At 59.7% G+C, this 26,597-nt stretch carries 20 protein-coding genes; 10 read left to right on the top strand and 10 right to left on the bottom strand.

The features are described 5' to 3' along the window. The 7 genes from ACZZ0G_RS01525 (at position 1) to ACZZ0G_RS01555 (ending at position 6,337) form a co-directional block, all read left to right on the top strand. Positions 1 to 1,065 (top strand): microcin C ABC transporter permease YejB, encoded by a 1,065-nt coding sequence (locus ACZZ0G_RS01525; RefSeq protein ID WP_463555051.1) that lies wholly within the window; start codon positions 1 to 3, stop codon positions 1,063 to 1,065. Continuing rightward, positions 1,065 to 2,087: an ABC transporter permease gene (locus ACZZ0G_RS01530; protein WP_077573741.1), complete on the top strand. Its 1,023-nt coding sequence runs from the start codon at positions 1,065 to 1,067 to the stop codon at positions 2,085 to 2,087. The genes ACZZ0G_RS01525 and ACZZ0G_RS01530 overlap by 1 nt, the downstream gene beginning before the upstream one ends. 1 nt (position 2,088) lies before the next feature. Beyond that, positions 2,089 to 3,774: an ABC transporter ATP-binding protein gene (locus tag ACZZ0G_RS01535; protein WP_463555052.1), complete on the top strand. Its 1,686-nt coding sequence runs from the start codon at positions 2,089 to 2,091 to the stop codon at positions 3,772 to 3,774. A 118-nt stretch (positions 3,775 to 3,892) separates the two neighbouring features. Further along, a complete protein-coding gene (locus tag ACZZ0G_RS01540; RefSeq protein WP_463555053.1) occupies positions 3,893 to 4,414 on the top strand; it encodes a DUF3455 domain-containing protein in 522 nt (173 codons plus the stop codon). Positions 4,415 to 4,580: 166 nt separating this feature from the next. Continuing rightward, positions 4,581 to 5,114: a sigma-70 family RNA polymerase sigma factor gene (locus ACZZ0G_RS01545; RefSeq protein WP_463555054.1), complete on the top strand. Its 534-nt coding sequence runs from the start codon at positions 4,581 to 4,583 to the stop codon at positions 5,112 to 5,114. Next, entirely contained in the window at positions 5,111 to 5,803 is a 693-nt protein-coding gene (locus ACZZ0G_RS01550; protein WP_463555055.1) for an anti-sigma factor, read from the top strand. Before ACZZ0G_RS01545 ends, ACZZ0G_RS01550 begins: the two co-directional genes overlap by 4 nt. Before the next feature lie 132 nt (positions 5,804 to 5,935). Beyond that, positions 5,936 to 6,337, top strand: a complete 402-nt coding sequence (locus tag ACZZ0G_RS01555; protein WP_463555056.1) for a hypothetical protein — start codon at positions 5,936 to 5,938, stop codon at positions 6,335 to 6,337. 70 nt (positions 6,338 to 6,407) lie between these two features. Here ACZZ0G_RS01555 and ACZZ0G_RS01560 read toward each other — a convergent pair whose 3' ends face one another. Further along, positions 6,408 to 7,499 (bottom strand): DUF1615 domain-containing protein, encoded by a 1,092-nt coding sequence (locus ACZZ0G_RS01560; RefSeq protein ID WP_463555057.1) that lies wholly within the window; start codon positions 7,497 to 7,499, stop codon positions 6,408 to 6,410. 268 nt (positions 7,500 to 7,767) lie between these two features. Between ACZZ0G_RS01560 and ACZZ0G_RS01565 the strand changes: the two genes are divergently transcribed. Both ACZZ0G_RS01565 and ACZZ0G_RS01570 read left to right on the top strand, forming a co-directional pair. Then, a complete protein-coding gene (locus tag ACZZ0G_RS01565; protein ID WP_463555058.1) occupies positions 7,768 to 9,972 on the top strand; it encodes a TonB-dependent receptor in 2,205 nt (734 codons plus the stop codon). 315 nt (positions 9,973 to 10,287) lie between these two features. Then, positions 10,288 to 11,823, top strand: a complete 1,536-nt coding sequence (locus ACZZ0G_RS01570; protein ID WP_463555059.1) for an FAD-dependent oxidoreductase — start codon at positions 10,288 to 10,290, stop codon at positions 11,821 to 11,823. Positions 11,824 to 11,946: 123 nt separating this feature from the next. Here ACZZ0G_RS01570 and hemB read toward each other — a convergent pair whose 3' ends face one another. From hemB to ACZZ0G_RS01585, 3 genes are all read right to left on the bottom strand, one after another. Then, positions 11,947 to 12,921, bottom strand: coding sequence for a porphobilinogen synthase (gene hemB / locus ACZZ0G_RS01575; protein WP_038363454.1), 975 nt, complete (start codon positions 12,919 to 12,921; stop codon positions 11,947 to 11,949). Positions 12,922 to 13,174: 253 nt separating this feature from the next. Continuing rightward, positions 13,175 to 13,873, bottom strand: coding sequence for a glutathione binding-like protein (locus ACZZ0G_RS01580; protein WP_463395540.1), 699 nt, complete (start codon positions 13,871 to 13,873; stop codon positions 13,175 to 13,177). A gap of 84 nt (positions 13,874 to 13,957) precedes the next feature. Then, positions 13,958 to 15,364, bottom strand: coding sequence for a hypothetical protein (locus ACZZ0G_RS01585; RefSeq protein ID WP_463555060.1), 1,407 nt, complete (start codon positions 15,362 to 15,364; stop codon positions 13,958 to 13,960). Positions 15,365 to 15,769: 405 nt separating this feature from the next. On the opposite strand from ACZZ0G_RS01585, the gene ACZZ0G_RS01590 reads away from it, so the two are divergent. Next, on the top strand, positions 15,770 to 16,444 hold the full coding sequence (locus ACZZ0G_RS01590; RefSeq protein WP_099756731.1) for a histidine phosphatase family protein: 675 nt from the start codon (positions 15,770 to 15,772) through the stop codon (positions 16,442 to 16,444). A gap of 114 nt (positions 16,445 to 16,558) precedes the next feature. On the opposite strand, the gene mnmH is transcribed toward ACZZ0G_RS01590, so the two are convergent. The 6 genes from mnmH to ACZZ0G_RS01620 all read right to left on the bottom strand — a co-directional run bounded on the left by mnmH (position 16,559) and on the right by ACZZ0G_RS01620 (position 26,580). Next, positions 16,559 to 17,662 carry a tRNA 2-selenouridine(34) synthase MnmH gene (gene mnmH / locus ACZZ0G_RS01595; RefSeq protein ID WP_463555061.1) on the bottom strand — a complete coding sequence of 368 codons (1,104 nt, stop codon included), beginning with the start codon at positions 17,660 to 17,662 and terminating at the stop codon, positions 16,559 to 16,561. After that, positions 17,662 to 18,696, bottom strand: coding sequence for a selenide, water dikinase SelD (selD, locus tag ACZZ0G_RS01600; RefSeq protein WP_463555062.1), 1,035 nt, complete (start codon positions 18,694 to 18,696; stop codon positions 17,662 to 17,664). The genes mnmH and selD overlap by 1 nt, the downstream gene beginning before the upstream one ends. A 331-nt stretch (positions 18,697 to 19,027) precedes the next feature. Further along, positions 19,028 to 19,771 carry a hypothetical protein gene (locus ACZZ0G_RS01605; protein WP_463555063.1) on the bottom strand — a complete coding sequence of 248 codons (744 nt, stop codon included), beginning with the start codon at positions 19,769 to 19,771 and terminating at the stop codon, positions 19,028 to 19,030. Between the two features lie 355 nt (positions 19,772 to 20,126). After that, positions 20,127 to 23,717 (bottom strand): toxin VasX, encoded by a 3,591-nt coding sequence (locus ACZZ0G_RS01610; RefSeq protein WP_463555064.1) that lies wholly within the window; start codon positions 23,715 to 23,717, stop codon positions 20,127 to 20,129. After that, complete coding sequence (locus tag ACZZ0G_RS01615) at positions 23,714 to 24,580, bottom strand: DUF4123 domain-containing protein (RefSeq protein ID WP_463555065.1); 867 nt, start codon at positions 24,578 to 24,580, stop codon at positions 23,714 to 23,716. Before ACZZ0G_RS01615 ends, ACZZ0G_RS01610 begins: the two co-directional genes overlap by 4 nt. After that, on the bottom strand, positions 24,577 to 26,580 hold the full coding sequence (locus ACZZ0G_RS01620; protein ID WP_463555066.1) for a type VI secretion system Vgr family protein: 2,004 nt from the start codon (positions 26,578 to 26,580) through the stop codon (positions 24,577 to 24,579). The genes ACZZ0G_RS01615 and ACZZ0G_RS01620 overlap by 4 nt, the downstream gene beginning before the upstream one ends. Positions 26,581 to 26,597: the final 17 nt, after the last annotated feature.

The following is a 26,597-nucleotide window of genomic DNA, read 5'->3' on the forward strand; positions in this document are numbered from 1 at the left end:
ATGTTGCGTTATCTGAGTCGACGTTTGCTGCTGATCATCCCCACGCTGCTGTGCATTCTGGTGGTCAATTTTCTTATCGTGCAGGCCGCGCCGGGTGGTCCGGTGGAGCAAGCCATCGCGCGCTTGCAAGGATTCAGCGGGCACAGCATGGGCGGCGGTGGCGAGGTGGCCGCGATTGGCGGTGCCGGCCGCAGCAGCCGTGGCCTCGACCCGGCGCTGATCGAAGAAATCAAACACCACTACGGCTTCGACAAACCGCTGCACGAACGCCTGTGGCTGATGCTGAAAAACTACGCGCAGCTGGATCTGGGCAGCAGTTTCTTTCGCGGTGCCAAGGTCACCGATCTGATCGTGCAGAAGCTGCCGGTGTCGCTGTCGCTGGGTTTGTGGGCGACGCTGATCACTTACCTGATTTCCATTCCGCTGGGCATTCGCAAAGCGATAAAGAACGGCAGTGCGTTTGATGTCTGGAGCAGCACGGCGATCATCGTCGGTTACGCGATGCCGGCGTTTCTGTTCGCGATTCTGCTGATCGTGGTGTTCGCCGGCGGCAGCTACGTCAATTGGTTTCCGGTGCAGGGGCTGGTGTCGGATAACTTCGACAGCCTCAGCACGCTGGGCAAGGTCGGCGATTACCTCTGGCACTTGGTGTTGCCGGTGACGGCGCTGGTGATCGGTGGCTTCGCCACGCTGACGATCCTCACCAAGAACAGCTTCCTCAACGAGATCAGCCGCCAGTACGTGATCACTGCGCGGGCCAAGGGTTTGACCGAGCGCCGCGTGCTCTACGGCCATGTGTTCCGCAACGCGATGTTGTTGGTGGTGGCCGGCGTGCCGTCGGCGCTGATCGAGGTGTTTTTCGCCGGCTCATTGCTGATCGAAACCATCTTCAACCTCGACGGCCTCGGGCGCATGAGCTACGAGGCGGCGGTGTCGCGCGACTACCCGGTGGTGTTCGGCGCGTTGTTTTTGTTCACCCTGTTCGGCCTGCTGATCAAGCTGATCGGCGACCTCTGCTACACCCTGCTCGACCCGCGCATCGACTTCTCGGCGAGGACTGCCTGATGTTCACTCTTTCTCCTCTCGGTCAACGTCGTGTTGCGCAATTCAAAGCCAATCGGCGCGGACGCTGGTCGCTGTGGCTGTTTATCGGTCTGTGCCTGATTTGCCTGGGCGGTGAGTTGATCGCCAACGACAAGCCGCTGGTGATCCGTTATCACGACGCTTTTTACTTCCCGATCCTCAGCGATTACCTGGAAACCGATTTTGGCGGCGAGCTGCCGTTTCAGCCGGATTACGCCAGCAGTTACGTGCACAAGCTCATAGAGGATCAGGGCGGCTGGATGCTGTTTCCGCCGATCCCGTTCAGCTATGACACGGTCAATTACGACCTCAGCGAACCGGCACCGAGTCCGCCGTCATCGAGCAATTGGCTGGGCACCGATGATCAGGCGCGCGATGTGTTGGCGCGGGTGATATTCGGCACGCGGATTTCGATTCTGTTCGCGCTGATCCTCACGGGTATCAGTGCATTGATCGGCATCGTTGCCGGGGCGTTGCAGGGTTATTACGGCGGTTGGGTCGACTTGCTCGGGCAACGGGTGCTGGAGATCTGGTCGGGGTTGCCGGTGCTGTACCTGCTGATCATTTTGTCCGGGTTTGTCTCGCCGAGTTTCTGGTGGCTGCTGGGGATCATGGCGCTGTTTTCCTGGCTGGCACTGGTCGATGTGGTGCGCGCCGAGTTCCTGCGTGGGCGCAATCTTGAATACGTCAAAGCCGCACGGGCGCTGGGCCTGACCGACAACGAGCTGATGTGCCGGCACATTCTGCCCAACGCGATGACCTCCACCCTCACCTACCTGCCGTTCATTCTGACCGGCGCCATCGCCACCCTGACGGCGCTGGACTTTCTCGGTTTCGGCATGCCGGCCGGCACCGCGTCGCTGGGCGAATTGATCGGTCAGGCCAAGCGCAATCTGCAAGCGCCGTGGCTGGGGCTGACGGCGTTTTTCGCGTTGGCGCTGATTCTGTCGTTGCTGGTTTTCATTGGTGAGGCATGCCGTGATGCATTCGATCCCCGGAGCTGACATGAAAGACAATTTGATCGAAATCCGCGACCTGCGCGTCGCCTTTGCCGGACAGGAAGTGGTGCACGGTTTGAACCTGGATATCCGCCGTGGCGAATGTCTGGCACTGGTCGGTGAATCCGGCTCGGGCAAGTCGGTGACCGCGCATTCGATTCTGCGTTTGTTGCCGGGCAAGAACGTCAGCAGCAGCGGCGCGATCCGCTACAACGGCGTGGACTTATTGCACGCCAGCGAGCAGCAGATGCGGGGCTTGCGCGGCAACCGCATTGCGATGATTTTCCAGGAGCCGATGACTTCGCTCAATCCGTTGCACACGGTGGAAAAGCAGGTCAGCGAAGTGTTGGAGATTCATAAGGGTCTGAAGGGCCGCGCTGCCCGCGAACGGACGTTGGAGTTGCTGGAACTGGTCGGCATTCGTCAGCCTTTGCAGCGCTTGAAAGCCTATCCACATCAGCTTTCCGGCGGTCAGCGGCAACGGGTGATGATTGCCATGGCTCTGGCTAACGAGCCGGAGTTGTTGATCGCCGACGAGCCGACCACGGCGCTGGATGTGACGGTGCAGCAGAAGATTCTAGAGTTGCTGATCGAGTTGCAGCAACGGCTGGGCATGTCGCTGTTGCTGATCAGTCATGACCTCAATCTGGTGCGGCGCATTGCGCAGCGGGTGTGCGTGATGCGTCACGGTGAGATCGTCGAGCAGGCCGATTGCGAAGCGCTGTTTCGGGCGCCGCAGCATCCTTACAGCCGTTTGTTGATCGAGGCGGAACCCAGTGGCGCGCCGGTACCGAGTGAGTACGATCACAACCTGCTCGAAGTCGATGATTTGAAGGTGTGGTTCCCGTTGCCCAAAGCGTTGTTCAGTCGCCAGCAGGATTACATCAAAGCGGTGGACGGTGTGAGTTTCACCCTGCAACGCGGCAAGACCTTGGGCATCGTTGGCGAGTCGGGTTCGGGCAAGTCGACGCTGGGTCAGGCGATCCTGCGACTGGTCGAATCGGAGGGCAATATCCGTTTCGGCAACAAGCAATTGAGCCTGCTCAATCAGCGTTTGATGCGACCGGTGCGACGGCAGATTCAAGTGGTCTTTCAGGATCCGTTCGGCAGCCTCAGTCCTCGAATGTCGGTGCAGCAGATTATTGCCGAAGGCTTGCTGACCCATGGCATCGGCACCGAGGCCGAGCGAGAGGCGGCGGTGATTCGCGTGCTGGAGGAAGTCGGCCTCGATCCGCAGAGCCGCCATCGTTATCCCCACGAGTTTTCCGGTGGCCAGCGCCAGCGCATCTCCATCGCCCGTGCACTGGTGCTGGAACCGGCGCTGATCCTGCTGGATGAACCGACCTCGGCGCTGGATCGCACGGTGCAGAAACAAGTGGTCGAGTTGTTGCGGCAATTGCAGATCAAGCATGGGCTGACGTATCTGTTCATCAGCCATGATCTGGCGGTGGTGCATGCGTTGGCGCATGACTTGATGGTGATCAAGGATGGCAAGGTGGTTGAGCAGGGTTCGTCGCGGGAGATTTTCGCCGCGCCGCAACATCCCTACACCCAGGAACTACTGAAAGCCTCCGGCCTCAAGCCCGCTGAAGAACCCTGTGGGAGCGAGCTTGCTCGCGAAGGCGGTGGTTCAGATATAGATGGGGCGACTGACACTACGCATTCGCGAGCAAGCTCGCTCCCACAGTTTTGATTTGCAGTGATTTAAAAAATATTTGTTCGGCACTGCATCCAAACGCCTCCGCCACGGGTAGTCCCTGTAACAGCCCTCTTCGGCTGTCAGCGGTCTACCTTTTTCGGAGATAACACAGATGAACATCACCCGACTGATCTGCCTCACCGGTTTGCTCACCGCCAGTGCCTCAACCTTCGCCCAAAGCAGTTACCCCGACGCGATCAAGGTCCCGGACGGCCACAAGATCGCGATGGAAACCACCGGGGTCGGCGAGATCACTTACGAATGCCGCGACAAAGCCAATATGCCGGGGCAGACCGAGTGGACCTTCGTCGGCCCGAAAGCGGTGCTCAATGATCGCAGCGGCAAGCAGGTCGGCACCTACTTCGGCCCGCCAGCCACATGGCAGGCCAAGGACGGTTCGAAAGTCACCGGTACGCAATTGGCCGTGGCGCCGTCGACGCCGGGCAACCTGCCCTATCAGTTGGTCAAGGCCAACCCGGCCGAAGGCAAAGGCGCGATGACGGGGGTGAGTTACATCCAGCGTGTCGCGCTCAAGGGCGGTGTGGCGCCGGGCAGCGAATGCACAGCGGCGAACAAGGGCAAGCAGGAAGTGGTGAAGTATCAGGCCGACTACATCTTCTGGGCGGCGAACTGATCTCCGGACTAACCGAGATCCAATGTGGGAGCGAGCCTGCTCGCGAAGGCGGTGGGTCAGAGAAAGATATATCGACTGACATGCCGTCTCGCGAGCAGGCTCGCTCCCACAGGGGAAGGAAGTGGGTTGTGTGGATGTTTGGGGAATGTGAGCTAGATTGCACGACATGCCTTTAGCCGAATCCGCGTTCGATTACGAAGCCTGTCTCGCTGCCTGTGCCCGTGGCGAGCGCGCGGCCCTGCGTGATTTGTATGTGCAGGAAGGCCCGCGCCTGCTCGGCGTGGCCAAGCGGCTGGTGCGCGATACGGCGCTGGCGGAGGACATTGTCCATGAGGCCTTCATCAAGATCTGGAACGGCGCGGCGGGTTTCGATCCGGCGCGGGGTTCAGCGAGAGGCTGGATGTTCACGGTGACCCGGCATCTGGCGCTGAATCTGCTGCGCGATCATGGCCGGGAAACACCATTCGACGAAGCTCACGAAGTGGCTGCAGACGATGGCGGCTTCGACGCCCACGCGCATTCGGCGCGCATTCACCGTTGCCTGGAACAACTGGAGCCGCAACGGCGCAGTTGCATCCTCCACGCCTACGTCGACGGCTACAGCCACGCGCAGATTGCCGCGCGCCTCGACACGCCGCTGGGCACCGTCAAAGCGTGGATCAAACGCAGCCTCAACGCCTTGCGGGAGTGCATGGGATGACCACTGAATCGGCGCAGGATCGCGATGAACTGGCCGGCGAATATGTGCTCGGTACATTGCCTGCCGAGCAGCGAATCGAAATACAACGACGCCTGCCGAATGATCCCGAATTACGCGCAGCAGTAGATGCCTGGGAACGGCGTCTGCTGGAGTTGACCGACCTTGCCCCCTCGCAGCAACCGTCGGCGCTGTTGTGGCCGCGCATCGAACGCAGCCTCGACCGACTCACGACAAAAGCGCCGTCAACTTCATGGTGGAACCTGCTGCCACTCTGGCGTGGCTTGAGCGCGGCCGGATTGGCCGCGACGTTGATTCTGGGTTCGATACTGCTGACCCAGACCACGCCAACACCAAGCTTTCTGGTGGTGCTGGTCGCGCCGCAGGACAAGGCGCCGGGCTGGGTGATCCAGGCGAGCAATTCGCGGGAGATTCAGCTGATTCCGCTCGGTGTGGTTGAGGTGCCAGCGGACAAGGCGCTGGAATTCTGGACCAAGGCTGATGGCTGGCAGGGGCCGGTGTCGCTGGGTCTGGTCAAACCTGGGCAGGCGTTGTCGGTACCGCTGGACAAGCTGCCGCCTCTGCAACCGAACCAGTTGTTCGAGCTGACGCTGGAAGGCGCCAACGGCTCGCCGATCGGCAAACCGACCGGGCCGATTCAGGCGATCGGGCGCGCTGTGAAGGTGCTGTAAGGCTCTGCTCTGCGGGTCTTGGCTACCATCATCGGCGTCGATGTTCACCATCACGGCAATGAAGTTCTCATAAAAAATCTCCGGCGTAACATCAGCTCCATACCAACCAACAACACCCCGGAGCACACCATCATGAAACGCCAAACTCTTCTCGGTATCGCTTTCTCGGTCTTCGCTATCAACGCTTTCGCCGCTACCCCGGCCCACACCATGATCGCTGAAGGCGGCTCGGACAAACTGATCGAAAGCCGTTTGGCTGAAGGTGGTTCGGATCGTCTGCTCGAACGCCGCGTTGCTGAAGGTGGCTCGGATCGTCTGCTCGAACGTCGCGTTGCCGAAGGTGGCTCGGATCGTCTGCTCGAACGTCGCGTTGCTGAAGGTGGCTCGGATCGTCTGCTCGAACGTCGCGTTGCTGAAGGTGGCTCGGATCGTCTGCTCGAACGTCGCGTTGCCGAAGGTGGCTCGGATCGTCTGCTCGAACGCCGCGTTGCTGAAGGTGGCTCGGATCGTCTGCTCGAACGCCGCGTTGCCTGATGAATGGCGACAAGCGCAACACCCCAGAGAAACCCGGCTCCCTTAGCCGGGTTTTTTATGCCTGTGTGTTTTATCCGGCCTTGGCCATGCAGCGCTTGTAGCGCTCATCCACGCGCTTGGCGAACCACGCCGTCGTCAGTTTGCGGGTGATCTTCGGGCTCTGCAGCACGATCCCCGGCAACACTGCACGTGGCAGCTTTTTCCCCTCCGCTTGCTCCGCCAATTCGAATACCCGTTGATAGAGCTTGGTCTCTTCGAATTCCAGGGTTTTGCCCTTCTCCAGTTGATCGCGAATGGTCGGGTTGCGCATGCCCAGCGACTTGCCGAGGGTGCGTACCGCCAGCTCCGTGCCGCCGGGCATGATCGAGTCGTAGCGAATCAGGTCACCATCGAGCGCCAGTGGAATGCCCGAAGCGCGGCTCACCGCGTTCTGAAACGCGGCATTGCGACTGGCGTACCAGCCGGCATTGAAATCAGCAAAGCGATACAACGGCTCGCGATAACTCACTGGATAGCCGAGCAAATGCGCGATGCCGAAATACATGCCGCCGCGGCGGCTGAACACTTCACGGCGGATCGTGCCGTCCACCGGGTACGGATAATCCTTGGCGTGCTGCTCGGCAAATTCGATGCTGACCTGCATCGGCCCGCCGGTGTGCACGGGGTTGAAGCCGCCGAACAGCGTGCGGCCCATCGGCACCCTGCCGATGAAGTCGTCGAAAATGCCACTGAGTTCTTTTTCACTGCGCGCCGCATTCAGGCGCTCGCTGTAGGTCTTGCCGTTGGTTGAACGCACTTGCAATGCGCCGCTGACCAACAGGCTGGGAATGTGCACTTTGGCGGCGCGACGGTCGATTTCGTCGCGGGCGATTTTGCCCAGGCCGGGTACGGTGGGGTCTGCTTGAAAGGTCGATTCCTGTTCAGCAACGGCCAGCACCGAACAGAGGTTTTGCGTGGTCGGGCTGATGTCCTGCGCGGCAAACGCGGCGTAGATATCGGTGGCCCAGCCCTGGCGATCAGCGGTCTTGGCCGGCATCAGCCGCACGATCTCGGCCTTCACCTCAGCGGGCGCACGCGGCACCGGTTCCTGACTGCGCTGCCCTGCGCAACCGGCGAGCACCAGCAGTGCGGCGAGCGTGATCAGTAATCGAAAGTTGTGCATGAAGCCTCATCCAGTCTGTTGTGCCGGGTTCACCATACGATCAATGGTGTAGCGCAGGCTAGGACTGCGGTGAGCGGACCCTGTTCCCTTGATGCTCATCTCCCAGTACCACCAAGTGCCCCGAAATAGAGCTTTCCAAGACTGATGACAAACTGATTGCAAAACGTTACTGAGAAATTCTATCATTTGCACCTGGAGTCGCATTTGCGCAAGGAGTTCCCGCGCCGCCCTTATTTTTCTCACTGGCCGTGCGCCTCCAGGTACATACATGCCCGCTCCAGCTCGACTCGCCGTCCCGTTTCGCCCGACGCTTCTCGCCCTGCTGTGCTCCCTGACTGTCACCGCTTACGCCGCCGAAGGCGATACCAAAGCGCTGGTGCTCGACGACGTCAACGTCAACGCCCAGGCCCCAACACCCAACGCCCTGCCCCCGGTTTACAGCGGTGGTCAGGTCGCACGCGGTGGTCAACTTGGCGTGCTGGGCAATCAGGACATGATGGACGTGCCGTTCAGCGCCGCCTCCTACACCGAACAACTGATCCAGGATCAGCAAGCCGAAAACGTCGCCGACGTGCTGCTCAACGATTCGTCGGTACGTCAGGCCTCGGGTTTCTCCAACCAGGCGCAGGTCTTCATGATTCGCGGCTTGCCGCTGAATGGCGATGATATTTCCTATAACGGCCTGTACGGCGTGCTGCCACGGCAGATCATTTCCACCGATGCGCTGGAGCGCGTGGAAGTGTTCAAAGGCCCGAACGCCTTTATCAACGGTGTGACCCCGACCGGCTCCGGCATTGGCGGTGGCGTCAATCTGCAACCGAAACGCGCCGGTGACGTGCCGCTGCGTCGTTACACCACCGACATCAACAGCGAAGGCCGCATCGGTCATCACTTCGACATCGGCCAGCGCTTCGGTGAAGACAACCGCTTCGGTGCCCGCATCAACCTGTCCCAGCGTGAAGGCGACACCGGTATCGACCACGAAAACCAGCGTTCGAAACTGTTCGCCATCGGCCTCGACTATCGCGGTGACGCCCTGCGCATCTCCGGCGACTTCGCCTACCAGAAAGAGCGCGTCAACGGTGGCCGCAACTCGGTCAACCTCGGCACTGCCACGCAGATTCCGGATGCGCCATCGGCCGACACCAACTACGCGCCGAAGTGGGGCTTCACCGAGATCGAAGATACCTTCGGCATGCTCCGCGCCGAGTACGACCTGAACGACAACTGGACCGCCTACGCGGCCGGTGGCGCCAAGCACACCCGCGAAGTCGGCCGCTACAACTCGACCACGCTGGTCGGTAACAACGGCGCGTCGTTCACCACCGGCTCGTTCATTCCGCACGACGAAGACAACACCAGCGTCATGGCCGGCCTCAACGGCAAATTCAACACCGGCCCGGTCAGCCACAAACTCAATTTCGGCCTGACCGGCATCTGGGCTGAACAGCGCAGCGCCTATGATTTCGACCTGACCCGGTACGCCAACAACATCTACCACCCGGTGCAAACACCGTCGCCAGTGGGCAACTTTTCCGGCGGCGACTTGAATGACCCTGGCATCGTCGGCAAAACCTTCAACCGCAGCATCGCAATTTCCGACACCCTCGGTTTCTTCGATGATCGCCTGCTGGTCACCGCCGGCCTGCGTCGTCAGCAGTTGGTCGTGCAGGGTTACAGCTACGCCAGCTATGGCAGCGGCCCGCGCTCCTCTAGCTACGATGAATCGATCACCACGCCGGTGTATGGCGTGGTGTTCAAGCCATGGGAACACGTGTCGTTCTACGCCAACCACATCGAAGGTCTGGCCCAGGGCCCGACTTCGCCGACCAGCTCTGGCGGCTTCCGCGTGACCAACGGCAACGAAGTCTACGCCCCCGCCCGTTCCAAGCAGACCGAAGTCGGGGTGAAAGTCGACATGGGCACTTACGGCGCGAGCCTGGGTGTTTATCGCATCGAACAGCCGAGCGATGGTTACTGCGAAATCGACAGCGCCACCACCTGCACCTACGTGCGTGAAGGCGAGCAGGTCAACAAAGGCGTGGAAATGAACGTGTTCGGCGAGCCTATCCAGGGCCTGCGCCTGATCAGCGGCTTGACCCTGATGGACACCGAACTGAAAAACACCCTCAACGGCGCCAACGACGGCAACCATGCGATCGGCGTGCCGACCTTCCAGTTCAACGCCGGCGCTGACTGGGATGTACCGGGCCTGCAAGGCGTAGCGCTGAATGCGCGGATGCTGCGCACTGGCGGTCAATACGCCGACGCGGCGAACAACCTCAGCCTGCCGACCTGGAACCGTTTCGATGCGGGCGCGCGTTATGCGTTCAAGGTCTCGGAGAAGGACGTGACCGTGCGTCTGGGCGTGGAGAATCTGGCGAACAAGAAGTATTGGGAATCGGCTCAGGGTGGTTATCTGACTCAGGGTGAACCGCGAGTGGCGAAGTTGTCCGGCACTATTGATTTCTAAGGCTTAAAAGCCCCTCACCCTAGCCCTCTCCCGGAGGGAGAGGGGACTGATTGCGGTGTTCTTTCGAGTTACGCCGACCTGAACCATCGTGTCGAACTCAGGTTTTGAAAGGCACCCAAATCGGCTCCCTTTCCCCCTCGCCCCCTTGGGGGAGAGGGCTGGGGTGAGGGGGTAAATTTCACTACCGCCGAAACCTTCCTGCCGAACACCTGAAAACAGGCCTCACTACTACGGGGCCTTTTCCGCCTGGCCGATCAACTGGCCACCCTCTCCTCCTGATCCATACTTGCTGCACAGCAAACGGAGGACAGCCCCATGAACCGCAGCGACGTCCTGATCATCGGCGCCGGCCCGACCGGGCTGGTGCTGGCCCTGTGGCTGAGCAAACTTGGCGTGCGCGTGCGCATCATCGATAAAACCTCCGCACCCGGCACCACTTCACGAGCGCTGGCGGTACAGGCGCGCACCCTCGAGTTGTACCGGCAACAGGACCTCGCCGACACTATCGTGCGCAACGGTCATCGCGTGGCGGCGGCGAATTTCTGGGTCAGCGGCAAACCGGTCGCGCAATTGCCGCTGAACCGCATCGGCGAAGGCCTGACGCCCTACGCGTTCGTCGAAATCTTCCCGCAGGATCAACACGAACGGCTGTTGATCGAACGCCTCGAAGACTATGGCGTCACGGTCGAACGCGACACCGCGCTGGAAAGCTTCGAAGAAACCGGCGAAGGCCTCACCGCGCACTTGCGCCTGCCCGATGGCGAACAGGAAATCTGCCAGGCGTGTTATCTGGCCGGTTGTGATGGTGCCCGCTCAGTGGTGCGCAAAACCCTCGACACGGGCTTCCCCGGTGGAACGTACCAGCAGATTTTCTACGTGGCGGACGTCAAGGCCAGCGGTCCGGCGATGAACGGCGAACTGCACCTGGATCTGGATGAAGCGGACTTCCTCGCCGTGTTTCCACTGGCCGGCGAAGGCCGTGCCCGTCTGATCGGCACCGTGCGTGACGAACGCGCAGATCGCGCCGAAACCCTGGAATTTTCCGATGTCAGCAGCCGCGCCATCGAACACCTGAAAGTGCATATCGAAGACGTCCACTGGTTCTCGACCTACCGCGTGCATCACCGCGTGGCTGAGCACTTTCGCAGTGGCCGTACGTTTCTGCTCGGCGATGCCGCCCATGTGCACAGCCCGGCGGGCGGTCAGGGCATGAACACCGGGATTGGCGACGCGATCAACCTGGCGTGGAAACTCGCCGCAGTGCTCGGCGGCGGCGCCGAGCCGAGTTTGCTCGACAGCTACGAAACCGAACGCATTGCCTTCGCCCGCAGGCTGGTGTCGACCACCGATAAAGTCTTCAGCTTCGTCACCGCCGAGGGGCGCATGGCTGACTTGCTGCGCATGCGTGTGGCGCCGTTTCTGATCCCGAAAATGGCCTCGTTCGAGGCCAGTCGCGAATTCCTCTTTCGCACGGTGTCGCAAGTCACCCTCAACTATCGTGGCATGCCGCTGAGCCAGGGCGCAGCCGGCCACGTCCACGGCGGCGATCGCTTGCCGTGGGCGCATGATGGTGAGGGAGACAATTACGAACCGCTGCGACAGCCGTGCTGGCAGGTGCATGTGTACGGCGACACCAGCGACGAAATGATCGCCTGGTGCCAGGAACATCACCTGCCGCTGCATGTGTTCGACTGGCGCCCGGCGTTTGAAACGGCGGGGTTGGGGCGTAACGGCTTTTATCTGCTGCGCCCGGATACCTATGTGGCGATTGCCGAGAACAGTGCCGACCCAAAAGTCATCGAACGCTATTTCCGCGATCACGGCATCCGGCCATTCTTCAACTGCCCCTGACACACCACAAATCAAATGTGGGAGCGAGCCTGCTCGCGAAGGCGTCGTGTCAGTCAACATTCATGTCAACTGATACACCGCTTTCGCGAGCAAGCTCGCTCCCTCAGGGTTATACGGTGGGGGTTAGATCCCGGCCAGTGCCAGATCCATCGCAAAGTAAGTGAAGATCAGATCCGCACCCGCGCGCTTGATCGCGCCCAGGCTTTCACGCACCACACGATCTTCATCAATCGCACCGGCCTGTGCGCCGAACTTGATCATCGCGTACTCGCCACTGACCTGATACGCCGCCAGCGGCAGGTTCGAGGCCTCGCGAATATCGCGGATGATGTCGAGGTACGCACCGGCCGGTTTGACCATCAGCGCATCGGCGCCTTCCTGTTCATCCAACAGCGATTCGCGCAGGGCTTCGCGGCGGTTCATCGGGTTCATCTGGTAGCTTTTGCGGTCGCCCTTCAGCGCGCTGCCACCGGCCTCGCGGAACGGGCCGTAAAGCGCCGAGGCAAATTTGGTCGAGTAGGCCATGATCGGAATCTGAGTAAATCCGGCCGCATCCAGCGCCTGACGAATCGCCCGCACCTGACCGTCCATCGCTGCCGATGGCGCGATCACATCTGCACCGGCGCGGGCTGCCGCCACGGCTTGTTTGCCAAGGTTGATCAGGGTCTGATCATTGTCGACCTCATGGTTGTGCATCACACCGCAGTGGCCGTGATCGGTGTATTCGCAGAAGCAGGTGTCGGACATCACGATCATTTCCGGCACGGCATCTTTGGCAATCCGCGACATGCGCGAAACCAGACCGTCTTCGCGCCAAGTGTCGCTGCCGTTGCTGTCCAGATGGTGCGACACGCCGAAGGTCATCACCGATTTGATGCCGGCACGCGCATAACGCTCGATTTCGCTGGCCAGTTTGCGCTCGGGAATGCGCATCACCCCGGGCATGCTGTTGATCGGCACGAAGTCGTCGATTTCTTCTTCGACGAAAATCGGCAGCACCAGATCATTCAGACTGAACTCGGTTTCCTGGAACAGGCTGCGCAGGCTCGCATTGCGGCGCAGACGGCGGGGACGTGCTTCGGGGAACTGACTGGACATGGGGCCTTTCCTGAAAACGGCAGATGAGACGAAAGTCGTAGGGGGCGAAGCTTATGCCTTGCGAGGGGCGCGGTACAAACCTGGATCAATCAAGAGTGCATTACCGGGGGTGTAATAATCCTCAAGCACACCCGAATCCCCTGTGGGAGCGAGCTTGCTCGCGAATACGTCGAATCAGTCAACTTATCTGTTTCTGATACACCGCATTCGCGAGCAAGCTCGCTCCCACAGGGTTATTTGGACATCTCGAAAATCATGAGGGAATGGTCAGGCCTCGAACCACGGCCGGACGCGCGAGAAATCGCTCCAGCACGCGGGTGACATTCGGGAAGTTGCTGATGCCGACCAGATCACCGGCCTCATAGAACCCGATCAAGTTACGCACCCACGGGAACGTCGCGATATCGGCGATCGTATAGCGCTCACCCATGATCCAGTCTCGGCCCTCAAGCCGACCATCGAGCACTTTGAGCAGACGTTTGCTTTCATCGACGTAACGATCACGCGGACGCTTGTCCTCATAATCCTTGCCGGCGAATTTGTTGAAGAAACCGAGCTGGCCGAACATCGGGCCGATGCCGCCCATCTGGAACATCAGCCACTGGATGGTTTCGTAGCGCTGCGCGCCTTCCTGCGCGAGCAACTGACCGCTCTTGTCGGCTAGATAAATCAGAATCGCACCGGATTCGAACAGCGGCAGCGGCTGATCCTCGGGACCGTGGGGGTCGAGGATCGCCGGGATCTTGTTGTTCGGGTTCAGCGAGAGGAACTCGGCTGACAACTGATCGTTGCTGTCGAATGCGACCTTGTGCGGCTCGTACGGCAGGCCGATTTCTTCGAGCATGATCGAGACTTTGACGCCGTTGGGCGTTGGCAAGGAATAGAGCTGAATCCAGTCAGGGTACTGCGCCGGCCATTTCTGGGTGATCGGGAACGCGGACAGATCGGTCATGGGAAGCATCCAGTCACAATTTAAAGCCAGATCATAATTCAGAGCCGCCGCAGGCTGTGAGCTTTTGGCCGATGCTCACCGGCATCATTCATCGATAAGGCTATCCAGCCGCATGTATTCAATTTTGCTGCGATACCACGCTTGCAGGCTTTTGGCCGCAAAAAAAATGCTGTCGGCATTGTTCGCGGCCATGTGCGCGCGCAGTTGCGAATTGGCATTGAACAGCCCTACCGCCTCATCGAGCTCCACATCGTCGGCAATTCCCAGGTAATCGCTGACACCGAACAGGAAGCTGTCGTGATAGTCACTGGTGGCTTTCATGTACTCGGCAGTCAGCCCACCGCGCATGATCGCGTCGGAAACGCTGCGCTCCGAGAGGTCGTAAACAATCTGCGGGTCCGAATCCAGCAAAGTCTGCAGATTATCGTGCAGATAGAAAAAATCGGCAGCGTTCGGCCCGATGGCCTTGAATCGATCGACTCTGTTGGTGTGCAACATTTCATGGCCCAACGACACACTCAACATACCGCGCTTCATGAATTTGCGATTGATGAAGAACCGACCATGAAAATCCCTTTTGTACATCCATGCCGAGCTCTGGTTGTCGATATCGACGCCGATGAATTTATCGCCGCCCCAGACACCTTGATACTCCCTCGAAAGCGCCAGGCCGCGCGCGACTGAATCAGCGAATTGCGCGGCAATGGTTCGGTGGTCAGCGCCAAAAAAGTTTTCGTAAACCGTATCGGCGTCTGGCAGCTTCATGGCGATGACGTCGTTGGCATCAGAGAACACGGTTTCGACCACTCGCAACTCCGAGCGAATGAGTTCGGCCTGTCGGGGCGAAAACCGAGTCAACCCACGGGCAACCAGAGTGACATCCATTAACGTATCGCGCTCGATCGAGTCGTCGTTACCATCATGAGCCCGGTTTTTCTGCGGCGAATCATTACTGAAACCGCGAATCAGCTCATCAATATCGATATCAATGACATCGCCCTTGTCAGGGGGCGATTGAGGGCCTTCAAACTTCCATAGCCTGTTTTGCGGATCATAGGCCAGCGCCGGCCCCGAAGCGGTCAACTCAGAGGTCAACGTCGCCCGATACTCGCCGGTTGTCGCGGTTTGCCGAACCAGAACGATCTCGCCCGGGGCGATATCTGCGTACAGCCGATCCTTGATCACCCTCAAGCCCTGTGCATTGGCCGCAGGCAAGCTGGCGGGCGCTTTCAAGCGATAGTCGTCAAGTGACCGGACAACAGAACCAATCGGCAAAACCTCGGCAGACTTCAATGGAGAAAGCCTGACACGGGCCAGCGATTCCGGTTGATTGGCAGCAGGCTCCTGCACTTGATTGTCATCAAAGTGAGAAGTCTTCCTCGCGGGCCCGTCACCGGGGAGCACGCCGCGGCCCCTTTTACGACCCGTGCCTGCGTCTCCCGGTCCGAGGCCGGGCGACGAGGAGGTGGCGGTATTACGAACGATGACCATGAAAATCCCTATTCAAGAAAATTGCCAAACGAAAAGCCGGGCAGACGTCGCGATAAACGCCATTGCACCTGCGCCATTGCAATCGATTACAAATCGCCAGGTGCGGTACATATGTATTGCACCTGCGTGGTCGTTTTATGCGTTCTTGTGGATAGGGATCAAAAGGTCGTCTACAGCCGCTTCGAACCGTAACATCCTGTCGCTAACCTGTGCCCAAGCCGTGGAAGTTTGCCGCTAAAGTGCCACGCACTCGGATGGATCGAACCAAATCGGCCTCAGGGGACTCTGAGCTATGCCTTTATTGCAAAGGAAGCCGTTCATGACAGGGAAAACACCCGGTGCTGGGAGCCCGCGGTGTAAAGGTTTGTCAGCCTTAACCGAATTTGCTGAAGAACCTTTTATTTCATGACGATCCTTATGCGATTCGCCAAACGTTTCAAACACCGCGCGTATGTGGCCCTGCCTTCCCTGCTGGCCGTCAGTGCGCTGTTCCTGTCGCTGGAGTCCAGCGAAAGCCGCGCGCAACCGGTGGACGGCACCCAGACGCTGGTGTTCCTGCGCCACGCGGAGAAGCCCGAAGGTGGTCTCGGCCAGCTCAACTGTCAGGGCCTGAACCGCGCCATCGACCTGTCGACGCTGCTGCCGGAAAAATTCGGCAAAGCCGATTACGTGTTTGCCGCCAACCCGACGCGCAATGTCGAGGAAGGTGAGCTGGACAATTCCTACAGCTATATTCGGCCGCTGATGACCATCAGCCCGGCGGCGATCAAGCTCGGCCTGCCGGTGAACATCGAGTTCTCGGCCAACGACACCAGCGATCTGGCCCGCGAACTGCTGGAAGACAAGTATCACAACTCGACGATCTACACCGCCTGGTCCCACGGCTATCTGCCGGAGCTGATCAACAAGGTGGCAGGCAAAGCGGTCGGCGAGAAGCAGAACATCACCGATGATTGGGCGGGCAACGACTTTGATTCGTTGTATGTATTGACCCTGACCTGGCACAACGGCAAGGCCAGTCTGCAGAGCCATAGTTACAAGCAGGGGCTGGATCATGGCAAGGAAACCTGTCCGACCTGAGTTTTGTGTGGCCTGGCCCTTTCGCGAGCAGGCTCGCTCCCACAGGGGATTTGTATTTCACGCAGATCCAATGTGGGAGCGAGCTTGCTCGCGAAGAGGCCAGCCGCAACAACCTCAAACCTTCTGATTCACCCGCTCGCGCAAATACTCCAGCACCGCCCCACGCTCCCCGGCAAACTCGATCCGCCCGCCCTTCTTCTCGCGCTGAAACACATACATCGGGTCGTAATACTCACGCAGCAAGCCTTCGATCCAGCCGCGATGCAGATCTACTCCGCCACTGCGCCCCTGCTCCGCCAACGCGTCTTCCATCAAAATCAGCATTCGCCGATGGCGCTCGCCACCCAGGCGCTTTTGCACATTGTTGAGGCTTTCCAACAGGCGCTCCGAGAACAAGGTAAAACCCTCCTCTGCGTGCACGGCCACAAACTCCGCCGACAGATCGACCACATAGTCCCGCAGAATCCGCTCGACGCGGTCTTCAAAACGGTCTTCCAGCCAGACCATCGGGTACTGCTGCATGCCCTGATACAGCGGCAGCGGCAAGGCACAGCTACCGACCACCCGGCTCTCGTCTTCCAGCACAAACTGCGCAAACCCCGCGTCACGTTTCTTGAGGATGTCGATGGCCAGACGGTTTTCAAAATCGATGTTCGACGGCTGCCCGGTGGCGCGCTTGCCGAAGCTTGAGCCGCGATGGTTGGCGTGACCTTCAAGGTCCAGGCCGTTTTGCAGTTGCACCAGCACTTCGGTCTTGCCAGTGCCGGTCATGCCGCCCAGCAAGACGAAATCACATTGCGCGATGGCCTGCTCAAGGGTGTCGATGAGGAAGTTGCGCATCGCCTTGTAACCACCGCCGACGCGCGGATAGTCGATGCCGGCCTCGTCACGCAGCCATTGCTGGGTGATCTGCGAGCGCAGGCCGCCGCGAAAACAATAGAGATAACCGTCAGGATGGGCACGGGCAAAATCGGCCCAGTTCTGAATGCGCTCGGTTTTCACCGCACCAGACACCAGTTGATGACCCAATTCGATGGCGGCCTGCTGACCGTGCTGCTTGTAGCAGGTACCGATCTTCTGCCGTTCGACGTCGTTCATCAGCGGCAGGTTGACCACGCCGGGGAACGCGCCCTTGTGAAACTCGATCGGCGCGCGGGCGTCCATCAGCGGCCGGTCGTTGAGGAAAATGTCACGGTAGTCGGTGCAGTCGCGGAGCATCAAATCACCTCGACTGCGTTCGTCTGTCGCTCAACCAGTTCGCCGATTGGCGCAAGGTTCAGGCCCAGTTCGGCGGCGACGGCGAGGAATTCTTCATTGCCTTCAGGCGTCACCGCGATCAGCAGGCCACCGCTGGTTTGCGGGTCGCAGAGCACGCGTTTGTGCAGCTCTTGCACGCGGCCGACCTTGCTTGCATAGCTGTCGAAATTGCGCAGCGTTCCGCCGGGCACGCAGCCCTGATCGAGGTAATACTCGACACTCTCCAGGCGCGGTACTCGGTCATAGGCAATGCGCGCGGTGAGCCTGCTGCCATCGGCCATTTCCACCAAATGCCCGAGCAGACCGAAACCGGTAACGTCGGTCATGGCAGTAACGCCGGCAAGTTTGCCGAAACGGCTGCCGGGTTTGTTCAGGGTGCACATCCAGTCGCGAGCCACACCGACGTCGCTATGGCGCAACTTGCCCTTCTTCTCGGCGGTGGTAAGGATGCCGATGCCCAGCGGTTTGGTCAGGTACAACAGGCAGCCGGCGGTGGCGGTGTCGTTGCGCTTCATGTGGCGTTTTTCCACCAGGCCGGTGACAGCGAGGCCGAAGATCGGCTCCGGCGCATCGATCGAATGCCCGCCCGCCAGTGGAATGCCCGCCGCGTCGCATACCGCGCGGCCACCGCGAATCACTTCGCGCGCCACTTCCGGGGCCAGCACATTCACTGGCCAGCCGAGGATCGCAATGGCCATCAGCGGATCACCGCCCATCGCATAGATGTCGCTGATCGCGTTGGTCGCGGCAATGCGGCCGAAGTCGAACGGGTCATCGACGATCGGCATGAAGAAGTCCGTGGTCGAGACCACACCGCGTTCGGCATCGATCTCGTAGACCGCCGCATCATCGCGCGAGGCGTTGCCGACCCACAGTTTCGGGTCGAGATTCTGCGCACCGCTGCCGGCCAGAATCACTTCCAGCACCTGTGGGGAAATCTTGCAGCCGCAACCGGCGCCGTGGCTGTATTGGGTCAGACGAATCGGCTCGCTCATGGGGGAGTCTCAGGCTGTTGATGGGGCCGATTCTAGCAGAGCGCGACGCAGCAGATTTTTGCACTGACCGAGCGGCCCCTTCGCGAGCAGGCTCGCTCCCACATTTGCACCGCACTCCCCTGTGGGAGCGAGCCTGCTCGCGAATGCAATCAACCAGCCACCGCAAACGGCACTGAAGGGCGCAAGAGATTTTTTGATGAAAAACCAACGGCCACTGCTCCCCCCGCCGGCTCCGCATCGAACTGCGCAAACTGTACGTCTCTGTTTGCGATATTTGGCTTTACCTTAGTGCGCACGATCAAAAAATCGCAGCCTGCGGTTTTTTGCTCTGTTAACGCTCGCGCTGCACCTGCGCAAAAATTTCGGTGATTGGTCGATGTGGCTGGCGCTTTTGCATTTGCCGTACTTGTTCGGTCAGCCGCAGCAGCTCTTCACTGGGTTTGGCCCATTGGTCTCGCGGCAGCGGTTCCGACCATTCGCGCATGACGTCGGGCAGCGCTTGTTTGCCGATTCTTTCGAGGCGACGCACTTCCCATTCGACGAGGTGGTTGGGGATCGTCCACAACGTCATGACGTGGTAGAGGTACCAGAAAAACCCGGACAGCCGAGTGCGTGAGCCGTCGCGGATTTGCTGGTGCATGCGCGTGCGAGCATTGCGAAAAGTGTGCAGGCCTTCGTGGGGTGGGTCGTCGGGGCCTTGCAGGTCTTGCAGGTCCTGTATGGATTTGAGGTCGTTGACTTCGTATTCCATGTAACCGCGAATCGCTTCCCAGTGGCTGATGGCGAGCAGCAGCCCGGCGCAGGGGAACTCGAGGCTGGTGAGGGTTTCGCCGTGGTAGAAGCCGATGCCCATGCCGTATTGGCGGTGGATGCCGTACTGGGTCGCGCCTTGCGCTTCGATGACCCAGGCGGAGAGGGATTCCCAGGGGACGAAGACGGGGTCTGTGGCGCCTTCGGGCATGAAGCAGACTTCGCGGCGTTGGCGGTTGAAGCGGGTTGGGATGATGTGGGCGCGTTTTTTGTGGTTGTGGTGCCAGACGGCAAGGCCTATGAAGAGGCTTAGAAAGCCTGCCATTAAAGATACTCCGTAAGCCTCATGAAAAAGTCCCACTATGGCGTGAGAGACGTCATCCCATCCCATGCCAAATAAAAGGAAAATGAAACCGCCGATGAGAGGGAACAAACAGGCGGCCATGAAAGTGCCACTCAATGGCCCACCCAATACGACCTGCCATGAAAAGACTTGCGGTGAACCCAACCCAAAGTCCATGTAACCATCATTCAGTTCACCTATATGTGGGCCGTATGGTGGCATCTGAGTTGGTAGGGGCAGCGGAGCGAGATAAGTAACTTTTCCACTTGAGAACGGTTCGATGTCGCCTGCTTTCCGTGGTTGTTCAGCCTGCGGCATACCTATTGGCTGAACGAGATTATTCGGCATGATCGGCCTGCTCTAAAAACTGGGTCTCAACAAGTAAAACCGGTGGTTTTTCTTTTACTGACTCAGGAGCAACCACTGAAAAATGACCATCCCCCTTCGGATCCAGATGTATCACATGGGTTCTCGACGCCCACTCGCCTTTGTCGTTCAATTTTTGGACGCAAACTGCCAGCTCTAGCGTTTCTTTTGCTGGAGTGAATTCAGAATCGGGATCCACCGGGTACTGAAGACAAAGCACCAACCCCTCTGCTGATGACTTGACGATGCGCAAGCTACTAGCGACCTCATCGCTGATTACATCCTTGCGTTCTCGCGGCGCTCCTTGATTGTGTAATGGCATGGAAATTCGGTGAGCGCCGATGCCTAGGCGATGTGTCGACTTACCGCCAAGCGGACGCAGCAGATCACTCAGCGTAAGTCTGGGGAGCACTAGATGGATATCGCTGGGCTTGGCTTTGAACAAAAGGTTTTTCAACCAGGAGTCGTACGGATTTGGGCCAAGTTGCGCATAAGGCGCGTGGATCAGAAAGGCCAGATAGCTTTGATAGTCCTCCAGGGAGTGGTCGCCGCGCATTTCCGTATCCCGGCTCCAAGGCGTGATTTTCAGCCATTCATCATGAGCGTTGAGGTTATAGCGGTTGAATAGCCAGGTGCCGCCTAGTTCCAGCACAGTGAACAGCGCCCCCGCTAGATTGAAACGGAAAAATACACTAGACAGACGTGTGCCTGCGGCAGCCCAAGCAGCAGTTCGCGCTGTACGATTCGGTGCAGTTAACACCTTGAACGTGGCGTGCGCAGTGTTACTCAAGCCATAGGCGTTTACCGTCACCATTCCAACTGCGCCGAATGTACCAAGCGCTGCACTACTCATTGCCGCTCGATTTCCACTTCGAGTGGCCTGCTGCCAGTTTCTGTTTTGCGTGCGAAGACTACTTGTGGAAGCCACTAAACCTAAGAAGTAGTTTAAAAAGCCTAGTCCTACGTGCGCCTTTCCCATTTGTACATATAAGTGCTGCAAGGCATGGGATTGAAGCGCAGCAATAAGCGCATTGCTCCTAGCTTTCAATGCTGTATCAGCGAGACTTTGAGCCGCAGTGAACCCTGCGGCTCCAGTACTCGCCAATGCACTGTAAAGTGGAGCCCACACCCGCTTGTTTTTGGTCTGTTTGGTCAGTTCTTTAATAGCCCCCACCAAATTCACCACCTGCACCAAAACCACCACCAACCCCATCCCTTCCGTCTTCACCAAACTCCCCGCCGACACCCCACTCACGCCCAACCGAATATTCCCCAACAAGCTCCTCAACTCCCCCTGCTGCGCCGGCGGAAACACCACCGTCACCCCCGCTCTTGCAGGCGTTGCGCCATACAACCGCGCCGAGCGATCCGGCAGTTCTTCAATCGGGCTCAACGCCGCTGCCAAACGTCCTTCGAACAGCGCCAATTGCGCCCGCACCCGCACGATTTCTTCCTGTAATTCCACCGCCCGCGCCGTTTTGTGGCCCTGGCGATTTTTGTTGTGGGTGAGCTGGTTGCGTTCGCGATTGAGGGTTTTCAGGTGTTCGCGTTCTCTGAGCAATTCCTTGATCGCGCCTTGCAACGCGGTCTGTTCCGCCGGGCTGGCGACGGTGAAGGTCACGCCGCTGGTCCTGGCGGCGTCGAAGAGGCGCAGGCGCAAAGCTTTGGGCAGGCGCTGGAACAGTTCATCCAGCTCGGGGACTTTTTCACCTGAGAGGTCGAACCCTTCCAGTACGCGGGTCAGACCGAGATTCAGCGCCGGGCTGTAGGTGTCCTGCACGGCTGCCGCGACGACGCGAGTGTGTTCGGGCAGTTCGTCGAGGGCCGGCAACTGCGGATGCTCGACTTTGCGCAGTTTGGCCAGCCATTCTGGCAGGTTGTTGAACATCGCCATGCCGGCGTTGAACAGCGTTGAATATTGCCCGGCCTGCTGTGTTTGCAGGCGCAGCGGCAAGGTGTAGAACAACGTGCGGGTCAGTTCTGGGTGCTGTTCGAGAAAACCGAGCATCTGTTCGCTGGCCGCGTCGCTGCGGCACAGGTCCTTGAGGCAGGCGTATTCGGTGCTGAGGGCCTGGCCGATTTGCACCGCCACTTGCGCGTCGTAATACCAGGCCGAACGATGGAAGCGCCCGGCGACCAGCAGTTGCGTGCGGTCGGCGGTGATGCGTTCGAGCAGGCGGTTCCAGCGGCCGAGGTTGTCGCGGTGACGGTTGAGGACTTCGTCCATCGCCGGGCGGTCGATCAGGTCGTTGATGCCGCGTTTGCCGCTGAGGATCGGCCCGTCGAGCACGTCGCGCATGCGCCGATCCTGATCCTTGCCGAGGTCGACCAGTGTCGAAAGGTGCCGTTCGACAAAGTCTCGCGGGGCGACTTCGGCAAAATACTCGCGCGTATAAAAACGTCGATCCGCCTCGGCGGTAGCGCGACCATAAGCCTTGGCGTCCGGCGCTAAACCATCGAATCGATTTAACGCCAACGTATCATCAAGGGCTTTTTCGCGAAGTTGCGAAAGCTCTGGCGTTGCCTCCGCAGAAGCGGGCTCAACCGTGCCGCCCTTGTTCAAATACTCAAGCAACGCCTTGCGCGTATTTTCCCGATCCGGCTCGGGCAGTTGCTCCAGCTCGGCATAAAACGCCTTGGCCTGCGGATCGTCACTGGCCTTGGCCAAATCATCGAAATCTTCGCTGCCGAGCTGACTCAGGGACTCGATGTAACTGGCCAGCAGATAATCACGTTCATTGTTGCCGCTGTTGCTCCACTCTTCGACCCAGCCGACCACGGTGTCCTGATACTCGGCCAGATCACGCATCACGCCCAAGTCATCATTGACCAGCAGAAACAGCGTGTCGTCCTGATAAGGCCCGCGCACCCGACCGAGAAACTCGCCGATGTGCGCCTCGCGAAAGCGTCGCGGCTGCTCCCACAGATAAGGCTCGCGTTCGTGTTCGGGGGCGTCGCTGACCTGCACCGCCGGCATTCGCGTCGTATCGGTTTCGGCAACCGGGTCAGCCCCCACCGCCACCTCCGCCAGCCATTTCCGGGTCTGCTCGACGGTCAACAAGTGCTCGCCGCCAACCAGGCAATTGACCGGCCCCAGATCGACTGCCTGCATGAAGTGCTCGCGCTCCTCGCTGCTGTCCAGCACTTGCCGGCACTTGGCAGCGCTCAGTTGCACCTCGGCAAACGTCACGTACAGCGTGCTCTTGCGCGAAAAGATCAACGCTGGACGCTCTTCGATCGCTGCACGCTGATCTTCCGTGACGGTTTTACCTTGATGCAGAAGCGCGGTGACGATGCCGTCGAGTACGCGGTACTCGTACAACTCGCCACCGAGGCTGTCGATGATGTACAGCCAGCCGTCGCGTAACCGGCGAATACCCATTGGCCGCGCGGTCAGGACATACGGCAACTGCAACTCGGCAACCGGGTCGTAAGCTCTTTCCACCAGGCCATAGGCCAACGGCAACAGTTGCACATGGGTTTGCCGAAGCGGGCAAGCGCCGGGAGAACCGATGGGGGTTTTGGACGCGGCGGCAGCAGCGAGGTTGGCGGGATGGTTCATGATTGACCTCGTTCAGCTGCCCACTGATGCGCCAAAGCTGCAGCCAGCGCGACGCGCTCGCCGGGTGATTGCAGCGAGGGCGTGTGGAGCAAGTGATGGATTTGCGGATGCTGCGCGAACTCGCTGCTACCGAGCCAGAACACGATGTTGGCGTAATAAAACAACGCCGATGGCCCGCCGAGGCCAAGGGCAGACGCTTGAGTTTCCAACTGATCAAGTACGCTCCAGCGTTGTGCCAGGCTCTCGCCGCTATGGCGCTCAGAAAAGTAGCGGAGCAAATGCGCATCGAGCTCAAGCAGCGTTCGGCGCCGGTCAACCTGATCCAGCGCAGCGTCCTGCTCCGGACTCAAACGGTAAGGCACGGCAAGCTCTGGATTCTGCGCCTGCCGGGGCCACTGAAGGTGCCAAAAGTCATTGACGACGTCGGCTGTCACTACACAGGTCAAAGGCCCGAACAAAGACTGATCGGCACTGGCAAACAACGCCTGCGCCACTGCCGCATCCGCTAGACGCAACAGCACTGCCGGGCCGCTCGGCAATCCGACGGTGATCAGCTTGCGCAGGTGTTCGGCGACGCCGTGGATCGGCGCGGCACTGAACAACAACACGCCCCACTCCTCCTGCGCGCTGTGCAGATAGAACTGCGCCAATGGATCGTTCGGTTGCTCGATCGCCACCAACAACGGCGAGACATCGCGCAATGTTGAGAATGGCGGTTGGTCGTAGAGGGCAAGGGTGCTGGCCGTCGGGCTGATCTGTTTCAGACGCTGCGGCAAATCGATGATCGTCGCGCCGTCCAGCAGTACACAGGCCTGCTGCTCGCCCCAAGGCAAACCCTCTGGAAAAGAAGTCAGCACGCTCATGCTTGCGCGGCCTCGCAAATCTGGCAGCGCGCAGGGCGCTTGGAAACCAGTGCCTGTCGCTGTTGAACCGGCTCAAATGCCACGGTCAACAAGGGCACCGCCCCTGGCACCAACGGCTCTGCCGTCAATCCGACCGCCGGCATACCGCCCTGAACAATCGGCACGCTGCTGAAAATTCCTTCCGGCCCCAGCGTCAACCAATGCCCCCCGCACTGCAGCACCAACTGCGTGCCGCCATCGATAACGACTTGCGCAGTGGCACCAAAATGCAGGTGCTGCGAAGCGCTGAGCCGCTGGCTGCCGACCCGGATATGACGGTCGCCGTGTACCCACAGGTGATCGTCCTGCTTGAGCTCGGTCAGACGATTGCCATGGGTCATTTGATGTTCGTCGCTGCGCAGCTCTTGGCTGCTGATACCGCCTACGACCAGGGTGCGCTGATGGTCGACTTGCACGCGCTGGTCATTGAGCACCAGTTGCGTAAAGTCACGCTGTGCGCGAATGGATATTTCTTCGGCGCCTTTGCGGTCTTCGATACGCAGCTCGTTGTAGCCACCGCCGCCGGGACTGCTCTGACTGCGAAAGATACTGCGCGTCTGTTCGGCCGGCAGGTCCAGCGGCACCGGTGTCACCGCGTTGGGCAAGCACGCCAGCACGAACGGCTTGTCCGGGTCGCCCTCGGTGAACCCGACCAGCACCTCCATGCCGACGCGTGGAATCTGCACGCTGCCGTATCGGTCATGGGCCCAGCCGGTGGTGACGCGCAGCCAGCAACTGGATTGCTCATCGCGTTGCCCTTCGCGGTCCCACAGCAGTTGTACCTTCACTCGGCCATAGGCATCGCAGTAGATTTCTTCGCCTGGCGGCCCCGTCACCACGGCGTGCTGATTGCCGTGGATGCGCGATTTTTGATGGGCGAGTGCGGGGCGAAAATTGACCTCCCAAGGCGTCGCGATGAAGTGGTTTCGGTAGCCCTGAGTCAAGCCATCCGCAGGGCATTCGGTACTCGCCGACTCCTCCAGTACCTGCGGTTGCCGACCTAGATGATCGACGCTGGTCAGCAGCCATAAACCGTTGTAATCGTCGCGCGGGTGTTCACGCATGTCGACGAAACTGCCACTGCGCAGCAGGGTCTGGTCGCTGCGCCCGTGGCTCTGCCGGTAATCGGCACGATGGCGTTCAAGGGCTCGCTGGCTCAGGTGTTTGCCGCGATCACGGTGGGTGAACTGCCCGGGAAAAGCGTAATCCTCAAGCGCTGGCACCCGCGCCTCTTTGGCGTCGGCATCCAGTTGCACATTGGGTTTTTCAAAGTGGTAATCACGGCGACTGACCTGCGTGGTGCGCGTTTCCAGGCGCACGTTGAAACGGTCGATCACTGCCGCGTCGGCAACCATGCCGCTGCCCTGTGCATAGACCGTGGGCTGGGCTGGCGGGAGGAAAACGCTCTGATCATCACCGAACACCAGCAAGTGCCCATCGCGGCTGTGCTGGAAATGAAAGTGAATGCCTTCTTCCTCGCACAAGCGCTGAATAAAGTGCAGGTCAGTCTCCGCGAACTGCACGCAATAGACCCGAGGCGGATAATCGGCACTGAGCTGGAAACGCCAGGCATCCGCTTGCATGCCGTGGTCTCGCAACACTTGGGCGATGATTTGCGGCACGCTCTGTTGCTGGAAGATTCGCTGATTGTGCCGATGCGCCAGATAGGCGAGATGCGGCACCAGCGCGATCTGGTAGCGGGTCAGACGTTTGCCCGAGTCGCCCTGGGCAATTCGATAGACCTGCCCATGAATGCCGGAGCCGTCTGCACTGAAGCACAGGAAGGCGGGACGGTGCAGCAAGGATTCGAGATCAAGGTCGGGGCGTTCGCTGACCACGTCCAGTTCGACCTCATAGGTTCGATTGAGCGCCTCCTTCGCGCTGAATTCGTATACCTGGAGATCATGGGAAAAACCTTCGATATCGAGTCTGAATATCACGGACTTGCCAGCAGTCAGCATCCACATTTCCCTGTGTC

The organism is Pseudomonas sp. AC169 (assembly GCF_979258515.1).

Excerpts from the sequence above, each read along its gene's own strand:
- ACZZ0G_RS01525 (WP_463555051.1), top strand. The coding sequence starts at position 1 with ATGTTGCGTTATCTGAGTCGACGTTTGCTGCTGATCATCCCCACGCTG.
- ACZZ0G_RS01530 (WP_077573741.1), top strand. The coding sequence starts at position 1,065 with ATGTTCACTCTTTCTCCTCTCGGTCAACGTCGTGTTGCGCAATTCAAA.
- ACZZ0G_RS01535 (WP_463555052.1), top strand. The coding sequence starts at position 2,089 with ATGAAAGACAATTTGATCGAAATCCGCGACCTGCGCGTCGCCTTTGCC.
- ACZZ0G_RS01540 (WP_463555053.1), top strand. The coding sequence starts at position 3,893 with ATGAACATCACCCGACTGATCTGCCTCACCGGTTTGCTCACCGCCAGT.
- ACZZ0G_RS01545 (WP_463555054.1), top strand. The coding sequence starts at position 4,581 with ATGCCTTTAGCCGAATCCGCGTTCGATTACGAAGCCTGTCTCGCTGCC.
- ACZZ0G_RS01550 (WP_463555055.1), top strand. The coding sequence starts at position 5,111 with ATGACCACTGAATCGGCGCAGGATCGCGATGAACTGGCCGGCGAATAT.
- ACZZ0G_RS01555 (WP_463555056.1), top strand. The coding sequence starts at position 5,936 with ATGAAACGCCAAACTCTTCTCGGTATCGCTTTCTCGGTCTTCGCTATC.
- ACZZ0G_RS01560 (WP_463555057.1), bottom strand. The coding sequence starts at position 7,499 with ATGCACAACTTTCGATTACTGATCACGCTCGCCGCACTGCTGGTGCTC.
- ACZZ0G_RS01565 (WP_463555058.1), top strand. The coding sequence starts at position 7,768 with ATGCCCGCTCCAGCTCGACTCGCCGTCCCGTTTCGCCCGACGCTTCTC.
- ACZZ0G_RS01570 (WP_463555059.1), top strand. The coding sequence starts at position 10,288 with ATGAACCGCAGCGACGTCCTGATCATCGGCGCCGGCCCGACCGGGCTG.
- hemB (WP_038363454.1), bottom strand. The coding sequence starts at position 12,921 with ATGTCCAGTCAGTTCCCCGAAGCACGTCCCCGCCGTCTGCGCCGCAAT.
- ACZZ0G_RS01580 (WP_463395540.1), bottom strand. The coding sequence starts at position 13,873 with ATGACCGATCTGTCCGCGTTCCCGATCACCCAGAAATGGCCGGCGCAG.
- ACZZ0G_RS01585 (WP_463555060.1), bottom strand. The coding sequence starts at position 15,364 with ATGGTCATCGTTCGTAATACCGCCACCTCCTCGTCGCCCGGCCTCGGA.
- ACZZ0G_RS01590 (WP_099756731.1), top strand. The coding sequence starts at position 15,770 with ATGACGATCCTTATGCGATTCGCCAAACGTTTCAAACACCGCGCGTAT.
- mnmH (WP_463555061.1), bottom strand. The coding sequence starts at position 17,662 with ATGCTCCGCGACTGCACCGACTACCGTGACATTTTCCTCAACGACCGG.
- selD (WP_463555062.1), bottom strand. The coding sequence starts at position 18,696 with ATGAGCGAGCCGATTCGTCTGACCCAATACAGCCACGGCGCCGGTTGC.
- ACZZ0G_RS01605 (WP_463555063.1), bottom strand. The coding sequence starts at position 19,771 with ATGGCAGGCTTTCTAAGCCTCTTCATAGGCCTTGCCGTCTGGCACCAC.
- ACZZ0G_RS01610 (WP_463555064.1), bottom strand. The coding sequence starts at position 23,717 with ATGAACCATCCCGCCAACCTCGCTGCTGCCGCCGCGTCCAAAACCCCC.
- ACZZ0G_RS01615 (WP_463555065.1), bottom strand. The coding sequence starts at position 24,580 with ATGAGCGTGCTGACTTCTTTTCCAGAGGGTTTGCCTTGGGGCGAGCAG.
- ACZZ0G_RS01620 (WP_463555066.1), bottom strand. The coding sequence starts at position 26,580 with ATGCTGACTGCTGGCAAGTCCGTGATATTCAGACTCGATATCGAAGGT.